Origin of the sequence: Aquabacterium fontiphilum (assembly GCF_009909205.1) — a bacterium.
Lineage (GTDB): Bacteria > Pseudomonadota > Gammaproteobacteria > Burkholderiales > Burkholderiaceae_C > Aquabacterium > Aquabacterium fontiphilum.
The window spans coordinates 1-999 of record NZ_JAAAPN010000026.1 but is presented as its reverse complement, the minus strand read 5'-3'; the positions used below and the strand labels follow the sequence as shown (position 1 = coordinate 999).

Annotated in this window: 2 protein-coding genes; both read right to left on the bottom strand. The window is 58.2% G+C overall.

What is annotated here, in order from left to right:
- Positions 1-75 precede the first annotated feature (75 nt).
- Entirely contained in the window at positions 76-636 is a 561-nt protein-coding gene (locus GTZ97_RS16400; RefSeq protein ID WP_161652074.1) for a hypothetical protein, read from the bottom strand.
- Positions 637-751: 115 nt separating this feature from the next.
- A partial coding sequence (locus GTZ97_RS16820) for a hypothetical protein (protein WP_236651281.1) occupies positions 752-999 on the bottom strand: 248 nt, incomplete at its 5' end.

Sequence of the window (999 nt, the reverse complement as noted above, 5' to 3'; positions counted from 1 at the left end):
CACGACAGGGTGCCGCTCAAAAGTCGGTTTCGATGCGCTGACCCGTCTTGGGGTGGATGTACCAGCCTTTGCGCATCACTTTCCCATTGAATATCTCTGCTTCCCGAAAATCACCGCCCGCAAAGCTGTGAACAGGCCCAACATAGGCAATCTCCCCCCATCTATCTCGTTTCTTGGGATCAAACCCCGGCCTTCGCTCAATGTCCCAGCCCAGCAGCACCCCATCCGGATGAAACCGGAACTTGATGCGCCCCCCCCTCGATTCTTGCGAAGATCATCGAGCAAATCGTCTGGAACGCGCTCGGCCACGGGTACCCGCCATTGGCCATACAGGTGCCCCATTACTCCGGTCTTGATGCCGTTGGACCAATGATACTTGACGGTGTTGCCTTTGTAGAGCTTGAAATCCACGTACTTGTAGGGCCCCGTGGGGCGCCAGAAGCCGCCCCGTTTGCTATCGCCGCCTTGGGCAAATGCCATTTCCACCACCCCCTCGCCCTGGTCGTCCACGCCGATGGCGTGGATGCTTTCCTCCCTGTTTGGGCCAAACCCGCTCATGTACAACTCGAAACCACGAACGCCGCGGAACTTGTGGATAAGGGCTCGGTCTTCTGCACTGTAAGCAGAGAGATCCATAGGGGTGTTCCGCTGCGCGGACACGGATGATTTGCATCCCGTCAGACCAGACAGGCCCAGCAGTCCGCCGATTGCAAGGCAGATTCGTCTGTGTGGGTTCATGCGCGGGCGGGGCTCAAAAGTCGGTTTCTATGCGCTGGCCCGTCTTGGGGTGGATGTACCAGCCCTTTTCCCTCAGAAACCCGTTACGAAACACAATCCCTCGCCGGGCCAACTCTGGTGGGATGACGCCTCTCAGTGATTCTGGTGACGGCGCCTTGACTAGCCGACCGGCTTCGTCTTCGAGCCAATATACGCCTCTCGCTTCCTTGAAATCGCCTCCTGTTTTGGTCCATCCAGGAGCCACGTAGACAGCAGAGCCGT

Coding starts and splice junctions, on each gene's coding strand:
- GTZ97_RS16400 (WP_161652074.1), bottom strand. CDS start 636: ATGGATCTCTCTGCTTACAGTGCAGAAGACCGAGCCCTTATCCACAAG.